The organism is Oscillibacter sp. CU971, assembly GCF_905219725.1.
Taxonomy (GTDB): Bacteria; Bacillota; Clostridia; order Oscillospirales; family Oscillospiraceae; genus Oscillibacter.
Window position 1 is genome coordinate 1 of the sequence record NZ_CAJMXG010000127.1, and the last position, 8,207, is coordinate 8,207.

Sequence of the window (8,207 nt, forward strand, 5' to 3'; positions counted from 1 at the left end):
GGCCGACACGTCGGCGCATCGCCCGGCGGTGTCCAGCAGCAGCACCTCCCCGCCGTCCCAGTCCTCCAGCAGGGCCTCCGCCAGCTCCTGCCCCAGCAGGGCATTGTCCGGGGACACCACGCCCGCCGCCCCCTCCATGGGGGACTCCAGGGTCACCACGGGGCACACCACCAGCCAGGGGTCCAGCGCGGCGGACAGCGCCGCCGGGTCCGCCGGAACCACTACCAGCGCCGCCGCCCCGTCCTCAATCTCCCTGAGAAGCAGCGCCTCCTGCTCGGCGCCGTCATTGGCGGCGGCGAGGGTGAGAAAGCGAAGCTCCGCGCCCAGCTCATCCGCCGCCTGCTCCATGCCCTGCCGGGCCACGGTCCACCCGGAGCTGTCGGTGTCCCGGAGCAGCACGGTGAGGGACAAAAGCTGTGGCTCCCGCTCTCCCCGGAGGAGCTGGGGCAGGACCAGGGACAGCGCCGCCGCCAGCCCCAGGGCCGCCAGGATGGCGATTTNAATGAGTCTGCTTTTCTCCGTTTTCATAGCTCCTCCCCCTGCCGGCGGCGTTCCGCCTCCTCCCGGTCCAGGGCCGGAAGGCGGATGCGGACCAGTGTGCCCTCGTCCGGCTCGCTGAAAATGGCCAGGCCGTATCCCTCCCCGAAGGTGAGGCCCACCCGCTGGTGGACGTTCCGCACACCGATGCCGGAGCCCTTGGTCCGCACCTCGGGCCGGTCCTCGTCCAGAAGGGAGGCCGCCAGCTCCGGGCGCATTCCAAGGCCGTTGTCCTCCACGTCGATGAGCAGGTCCTCTCCCTCCCGGTAGGCCGTCACCCGGATGAGCCCGTCGTCCTCCGCGCTGGCCATGCCGTGGTAGATGGCGTTTTCCAGCAGGGGCTGGATGATGAGCTTCAGGGTGTAGAGCCCCTCGGTGCCGGGCCGGGCCTCAATCTCCGTGGTGAATTTGTTCTNGTAGCGAATCTGCTGGATGTTCATGTAGTGCCGGGCGTGCTCCAGCTCGTCCGCCAGGGGGATGATGCTCTTCCCCTTGCTCAGGGAGATGCGGAAGAGCCTCGCCAGGGAGGTTACCATCTGAATGGCCTCGGTCTGCTGGCCGGATTCCGTCATCCAGATAACGGAATCCAGTGTGTTGTAGAGGAAATGAGGGTTGATTTGGGACTGGAGCACCTCCAGCTCGCTGCGGCGCTTCTCCCCCTCCTGGCGGACGATGTCGTCCATCAGGTGCCGCATCGTGGAGACCATGGAGGCCACGGCGTGATTCAGCCGCTGGACCTCATAGCAGCCTCCCTCCTCAATTTTCACGCCGGCCAGCCCCTTGTCCAGCTCCCGGATGGACCGCTCCAGCCGCAGGATGGGGTCCGAAATCCGGGCGGAGATCAGGAAGTTCAAAAAGGCCATCAAAAAGATGGAAAACAGCAGCAGGGTCAGGCCGAACAGGGGCAGCTGGGGGGAGGCCGCAAACCAGCTTTCCGCCGGGGCCACGCCCACCAGCTTCCATCCGGTGTAGCCCATGGTTTTCACCGTAACCTGCCGGGACCGGCCCTGGAACTTCTCCTGGTGGCTGCCGTCCCGGTATGCCGCCGCCGCCCGGTTGTTCTCCTCCAGCAGCCCGGCGTAGATCAGCTGCTGCCGGGGATGGTAAATCAGTTCCCCATCGCCGTCGATGAGGTAGAGATACCCCCCGCTGCCCAGGGTTACGTCCCGGCAGACCTGCTCGATGCCGCTGAAGCTCATGTCCACCAGCAGCACGCCCCCCTCGGTGGCCCCGTCCCGGGTCAGCTGGACGTGGCGGCTCAGGGAGACCACCCAGCGGTAGGGGTAGTCCGGGTCGTCGAAGATATTTTGGACATGAGGGGTGGAAAAGTGGAGATTCTCCATGCTCTGGCTGGCCGCCTGGAACCAGTCGCTGTCCGCCGTCTCCGCGTCCCGCTTCAGCGCCGTCAGGGGCACGGCGGACACCAGAGCGCCCTCCCCGTCAAAGACCGCCAGGGACACCAGATCGTCCCGGTTTTCCTCATACAGCAGACTCAAATCCCCGGTGAGATCGTCCTCCGCCAGGTCCATGTTCTTGATGCTCCGGTAATACACCGTGTCGGAAATGCGCATCATCCGCCGGAGGTAGCTGTCCAGGTTCAAATTGGCCTGGGCCAGCACCCNGCGGCTGTTTTCNGCCACCAGCTGNTCGTTGACGNCGGAAAAGCGCCAGATGAGGCTGACGCTCATCAGCAGCATCCCCGCNGCCGCCACGGCGGTGAAGNACAGGGANAGGACNATCNGGATGCTCATTNTGCGGTAGCGCTCCGCCCACTGGGCGGCGAGGCGTCGGAATACGTTCACGGCTCTCTCCCTCCTCACGATGAGGTTTGCTTTTCCCAGGGAAAAGCAATGCCGGGCCANGNCCCGGCATTCAGAACACCTGGGCTCCGGCTCTTTTATTATCGGTTATGCGCTCCGGCCTTCCGGGACGGCCCAGGGCCGGCGGCGCCAAAAGCGGGGCCGGCCATTTTTTAAGGCCATGGCGTTTCTCCCCTACTCCCTCTGCTCCGCCCGGAACTTGGAGGGGGACAGGCCGAAGTGCCGCTTGAAGACATAGCTGAAATAGTTGGGGTCCGAGAAGCCCGTGGCCTCGGCGATGCGGTAGGTCTTCTCGTCCGTCTCCCGGAGGAGCCTCGCCGCCTCCTCCATGCGGACCTTGGTGACGTAGGCGGTGAAGGACATGCCTACCTCCCGTTTAAACAGGGTGGAAAAATACGTAGGGGAGAGGTGGATGTGGGAGCACAGCGCCTCCACGCTGAGCTGCTCGTCGGTGTAGTGCCCGGCGATGTAGTCCTTGGCCCGCTCCACCATCTGCCAGGCGGAATCGCTGCGCCTCCGGCCCAGCAGATCGCGGAGCCGCCCGCAGCGCTCCCCCAGCCAGCTCCCCAGCTCCTCCAGGCTGGAAAAGCCGGAGACGGACACCGCGCCGGTGAAGCCCTCGCCGAAGACCTCCTCCACCGGGAGCCCGCCGGACCGGGTAATCCGCACCAGGCAGGTCACCACCTCCAGCAAAAAGAGGTCGCACTTGCTGAGGGACAGCCCCGCCTGGCGCAGCCGCTCCATCAGTTCCCGGACCACCGCCTCCGTCTGCTCCGGGGTGCCCAGCTTCACGGCGGCAGACAGGGCCCGCTGGTCCTCCTCCTCAAAGGAGGGGGCCGCGGCGGACAGGGGCTCCTGGTCGCCGATGTAGATGACCCGGCCTCCCCCCGCCAGCACCCGGTAGTCCAGGGCGGACCGGGCCCCGGCGGCGCTGTGGTTCAGCTCCTCCGGCCCCCGGCAGGGCAGGCCCACCCCGGTGGTGAGCCGGAATCCCAGGTAGCTCTGGGACAAACGGGAAAGCCGCTCCAGCTCCTCCAGCAGGGGATAGAGCCGGTCCTCCCGGTCCAGGTGGACCAGCAGGGCCGCCATGTCCCCGTAGAGCACCACCCGGGCGGCGCAGCCCGCCAGGGCGAAGTGCTTTTCCAGGAAGGACTGGACGGACAGCAGCAGCAGCTCATCCCGCTCCCCCTCGTCCCCGTCCNCATGGACCAGGGNGNCGGNCCACAGGCCCTGGGGCAGNTCAGTCTCATACCGGGCCGCCCGGTCCTGGACCTGCTCCGGGCGGATCTGACCGCTGAGAAGCCGGGTGTAGAACAGCTCCCGCAGCACCGGCAGGCTCTCTTCATACCTCCGGCGCAGGGTCTCCATGTCCCGCCGCTCCAGCCGCTGGCGGTCCAGCTGGTCCCGGAGGGCTTCCAGCACCCGGGTAAGCTCCGGAGCGTTGATGGGCTTTAGGATATACTCGGACACCCCCATGCTTACCGCCTGGCGGGCATACTCAAAGTCGTCGAAGCCGGAGAAGACCACCAGCCGGGCCCCCGGCAGGGAGACCCGCAGACGGCGGCACAGCTCCAGGCCGTCCAAAANGGGCATCNTGATGTCGGTGAGCACCACGNCGGGCCGGAGCTGCTCCGCCAGCTCCAGGGCCTCCTCGCCGTTGCCCGCCTCCCCCACCAGGGCAAAGCCCAGGGCGGCCCAGTCGATCTTCCGGCTGATGCCGGTGCGGATCTCCTCCTCGTCGTCCGCCAGCAGAACCCGGTATTCCTCCATGGAAGCGCCCTCCTTTTTCTCATTTCCTTTAGTATACAGCAAAAGGCTCTATTTGAAAAGAAGCTCCGGCGCANTTCGCGCCGGAGCTTTGGAAGTTCTTTCCAAGAACGGGTGCTCTTTACTTCTTCGCCAGATACTTCCGCAGGTCCAGGGCGACGGCCACGATGATGACAAGGCCCTGGGCAATGAAGGTGTAAGCCGGGTCCACCCGGAGGAACTGGAGGCAGATTTTCAAAATCTCGAACACCAGCACGCCGATGAGGATGCCGCCCACTTTGCCCACGCCGCCGTTGGTGGACACGCCGCCGATGGTGCAGGCCGCGATGGCTTCCAGCTCATAGCCGAAGCCCGTGGCGGTGGAGGCGCCGCCGGCCTTGGCGCCCACCAGGAAACCGGCGATGGCGTACAGGACGGAGGCCAGGACGTAGATGCGGATCAGGGTGGCCGGGACGTTGACGCCCGCCACCTGGGCGGCGTTTTCGTTTCCGCCGATGGCGTACATGTATTTGCCGTGCCGGGTTTTGTTATACAGGAACAGCATGTAGGCCCCCACGGCCACGGCGAAAATAGCCAGGTAGGGGATGGGGCCCAGGGAGCCCAGGGCCACCTGGGAGTAGGAGCTCTTAAAGCCGCCTAAGGGGTCGTTGCCCGTCACCACGGAGCAGAGGCCGTAGACGATGGTCTGCATGCCCAGGGTGGCGATGAAGGGGGGAACCTTCAAAAAGGCGATGACGCAGCCGTTGATGGCGCCGAACACGGCCATGATGAGGATGACCACCAGCAGGGCCACGAACCACGGAAGGTCCGGCATCCAGGGCAGGGCCCGGGCGGCGTAGTCCACGCTCTGGAGNATCATGGCCGCAAGGCAGGCGGAGAGGCCCACCTGGCGTCCGGCGGACAGGTCCGTACCCTTGGTGATAAGGCAGCCGGACACGCCGCAGGCGATGATGAACCGGGGAGACACGTTGACCACCAGNTTTTTGAAGTTGGCGGGCTTCCAGANGTTGTCGGCCACGAATCCCACGAACAGGGCCAGGATAAAGATCAGGATGATAATGGCGTTGTTGGACAGGAAATTCTTGACCGCTTTCGCGTTCAGCTTTTTGTTCTCCATGGTTTCTCTCCTCCTTATTCAAACTGGGTGGCCAGGGCCATGATGTTTTCCTGGTTGGCGTCTTTCCCGTCGATGAAGCCGGTGACCCGGCCGTCGCACATGACCATGATCCGGTCGGACATGCCGATGAGCTCACTCATTTNGGANNAGATCATGATGACGCTTTTGCCCTGCTTCGCCAGCTCGGCGATGATGCAGTAAATCTCGTATTTCGCGCCCACGTCGATGCCCCGGGTGGGCTCGTCCAGGATGAACACGTCCGGGTCGTTGGCCAGCCACCGGCTGATGAGCACCTTTTGCTGGTTGCCGCCGGAGAGGGACTGGATCAGCNTCTTGGACGAGGGGGTCTTGATGGAGAGCTTGGCCACGTTGTCCTGGACCAGCTGCTCGATCTTCCCGTCGTCCAGCATGAAGCCGCCGATGAGGTACTGGTTCAAGGAGGCGATGGACACGTTGTCCGCGATGGAGAGGACGCCCAGGATGCCCGTGGCCCGGCGGTCCTCCGTCAGCATGGCGATGCCGCTGTCAATGGCCTGTTTGGGCTGGTTGATTTTCAGCTCTTTTCCCTTGTAGGTGATCTTGCCCGCGCTATGGCAGCGGAGGCCGAAAAGGCCCTCCATCAGCTCCGTGNGCTGGNCCCCGACAAGACCGGCCACGCCCAGGATTTCGCCCCTGCGGACCTGGAAGGAGGCGTGGCGGAAGCTCTTGGGGTTGATGGAGGTGAAATCCTCCACCTCGAAGACCACCTCGCCGGGGACGTTGCTCCGGGGCGGGTAGAGGTTGGAAAGCTCCCGGCCCACCNTCTTGGTGATGATGAAGTCAGTGGTCATGCCCTTGGCGTCCCAGGTGCCGATGTACTGTCCGTCCCGCATGATGGTGACCTCGTCGCTGATGCGGAGGATCTCGTCCATTTTGTGGGAGATGTAGACAATGGCCACGCCCTTTTGCCGGAGCTCATGAACAATGGTGAAGAGGGCCTCCACCTCCGCCGCCGTCAGGGAGGACGTGGGTTCATCCAGAATCAGGACCTTGCAGTCGGCGGACACGGCCTTGGCGATTTCCACCAGCTGCATCTGGGAGACGCTGAGGCTGCCCAGCTTGGCCTTGGGGTCGTAGTTCAGGTGGACTTCCTTCAAAACCGCCGCCGCGTCCTGATACATTTTTTCGTGGTCGATGGTGACGATGGGCCCGATGCGCTTTGTGGGGTAGCGGCCCACGTAGATGTTCTCGCCGATGCTCCGCTCGGGAATGGGCTGGAGCTCCTGGTGCACCATGGCGATGCCCCGGTTCAGCGCGTCCAGAGGGCCCTTGATCTGGACTTTTTGTCCCTCATAGACGACCTCGCCCTCGTCCATGTGGTAAATGCCGAACATGCACTTCATCAGCGTGGACTTGCCCGCGCCGTTTTCTCCCATCAGCGCGTGGACGGTGCCGGGGCGGAGCTTGAGCTGCGCGTGATCCAGGGCCTTGACGCCGGGGAAGGTCTTAACCACGTCACGCATTTCCAAACGATATTCTGACAATTTACGGTCCCCCCTTGTTCGTGTTGGCTTTTCCATAACCGGCAAAATGGCGGGAGCCGGGCTTCACCGGCTATGGAAAAGAGGGGCGCGTGCGCTTCGGCACGCGCCCCTGTCAGACGTTTTCGCGTTGTTTTGATGAACTTGGATNACTTCATGAAGTCGCCCACGTTGTCGGGAGTGACCTTCACATAGTCGACATAGACGCTCTGCTCACCGGAGGCATAGGTAGCTCCGCCAAGCAGCTTCTCCATTTCGGCGACGGCGCCGGCGGCCTGGCCGTTGGCGTCGTTCAGGACGGTTCCGGTCATGTTGCCGTTGCTGACTTCGTTCAGGGCCGCGTCCAGGGCGTCCACGCCCACCAGATAGATGTCCTCATTGACCTTGCGGCCGGCGGACTGGATGGCCTGGAGAGCGCCGATGGCCATATCGTCGTTGTNGCAGAAGACCACTTCGATCTTGTCTCCGAACTGAGCCAGGTCGTTGGCGCAGATGGTCTGGCCCTTCTCACGGTCCCAGTCGCCCCGGGTCAGGTTCAGCTGCTCGACCTCGACGCCGGCGTCCTTCAGGGCCTTGACGGAGTACTCGGTGCGGAGCTGGGCGTCAATGTTCTCGGGGTCGCCCTGGATCATGATGTAGGAGACTTTTCCGTCGCCGTTGATATCGCCCTTGTTGGGGGTCTCCAGAATCAGCTCGCCCTGGAAGGTACCGGACTGGGCGGCGTCGCAGCCGACGTAGACCAACTTGTCATAGGCGGCCATCTGATCGGCGGTGGGCTCCCGGTTGATCAGCACGGTGGGGATGCCCGCGGACTTTACGGTGGCAATGATGGTGTCCGCCGCGGAGGTCATGACGGGGTTGATGATCAGGGCGTCCACTCCCTGGGTGATGAAGGTGTTGATTTGCTCGTTCTGTTTGGCCTGGTCGTTGTTTCCGTCCACGACGGTGACCTGATAGCCCTTGCCCTCCAGAATCTCCTGGAGCGCGTTGCGGTAGGTGGTCATGAAGGCGTCGTCGAATTTGTAGATGCACACGCCGATGTTTCCGCCGGCGGCGGGCTCTTCGGGTTCGGCGGCGTCGCTGCCGGTATCAGCGGGGGCGCTGGTGTCGGCCGGGGGAGTGGTGTCGGCGGGCTTGTCGCCGCCGCCGCAGGCGGTCAGCAGAGCCAGCATCATAACTGCGGCAAGAAGCAAGGCAAACGTCTTTTTCATCATAGTTCCTCCAATCAGTTTTTCGTGCTCCGGGGCGCACCCCAAACCACGCCTATCATTTTAGACGGGCTCCCGCAAAAAGACGATAGAAAATTCTTGGAAGTTTTATGAAAAAACTAAGATAAAGGAAGCACTGATTAAAGCCGGTAAAAGCCAGGCAAACAGACAAAGGTAAAGGAAACGTCCAATAAAGGGACCATATTGGGGGATGAATTCCTCGCTTTTCCAGTCCCAG

Annotated in this window: 6 protein-coding genes; all 6 read right to left on the bottom strand. The window is 63.5% G+C overall.

The window, feature by feature from the left end:
- A partial coding sequence (locus JX325_RS09785) for a substrate-binding domain-containing protein (RefSeq protein ID WP_204790963.1) occupies positions 1-528 on the bottom strand: 528 nt, incomplete at its 3' end.
- A complete protein-coding gene (locus tag JX325_RS09790) occupies positions 525-2,339 on the bottom strand; it encodes a sensor histidine kinase (RefSeq protein WP_307819262.1) in 1,815 nt (604 codons plus the stop codon). The genes JX325_RS09790 and JX325_RS09785, both read right to left, overlap by 4 nt.
- Before the next feature lie 192 nt (positions 2,340-2,531).
- On the bottom strand, positions 2,532-4,127 hold the full coding sequence (locus JX325_RS09795; RefSeq protein ID WP_204790964.1) for a helix-turn-helix domain-containing protein: 1,596 nt from the start codon (positions 4,125-4,127) through the stop codon (positions 2,532-2,534).
- A gap of 118 nt (positions 4,128-4,245) precedes the next feature.
- Complete coding sequence (locus tag JX325_RS09800; RefSeq protein ID WP_204790965.1) at positions 4,246-5,241, bottom strand: beta-methylgalactoside transporter; 996 nt, start codon at positions 5,239-5,241, stop codon at positions 4,246-4,248.
- Positions 5,242-5,255: 14 nt separating this feature from the next.
- Entirely contained in the window at positions 5,256-6,764 is a 1,509-nt protein-coding gene (locus JX325_RS09805) for a sugar ABC transporter ATP-binding protein (protein WP_204790966.1), read from the bottom strand.
- On the bottom strand, positions 6,656-7,975 hold the full coding sequence (locus tag JX325_RS09810; RefSeq protein ID WP_243414030.1) for a galactose ABC transporter substrate-binding protein: 1,320 nt from the start codon (positions 7,973-7,975) through the stop codon (positions 6,656-6,658). The genes JX325_RS09805 and JX325_RS09810 overlap by 109 nt, the downstream gene beginning before the upstream one ends.
- Positions 7,976-8,207: the final 232 nt, after the last annotated feature.